This is a genomic window from Mycobacterium sp. UM_11, from assembly GCF_001414075.1.
GTDB lineage: Bacteria > Actinomycetota > Actinomycetes > Mycobacteriales > Mycobacteriaceae > Mycobacterium.
The window spans coordinates 1-337 of sequence record NZ_LATC01000262.1 but is presented as its reverse complement, the minus strand read 5'-3'; the positions used below and the strand labels follow the sequence as shown (position 1 = coordinate 337).

Here is a 337-nt window from a genome sequence, read left to right as displayed (position 1 = left end):
AGCCCCGGCCGGGGCCACCCCCACCGACGTCGTGACCATCTTGCAGGCCCTGCTCGACCACCACCCCATGCTGAGGCTGCGCGCCGACATGAGCGGGCGCACCCTCACCGCCCCCGAATCCGGTGCTGCCCGGGCCGATCTGCGCCTGCACAGCGTGGATGTCCTTTCCGAACAAGCGTTGATCGACGCTCGGTCCCGGTTGGACCCCGCCGCCGGGATGGTACTGAGCGCCTTGTGGGTCACCGGCACGGGGCAGTTGGTGTTGATCGTGCATCACCTGGCCGTCGACGCGGTGTCGTGGCGGATCCTGGTGGAGGACTTCAACATCGCCTGGGCC

The 337-nt window shown here is 69.1% G+C and carries 1 protein-coding gene; it reads left to right on the top strand.

All coding sequences use genetic code 11. The features are described from left to right. A partial coding sequence (locus WU80_RS24935) for a hypothetical protein (protein WP_156349798.1) occupies positions 1 to 337 on the top strand: 337 nt, incomplete at both ends.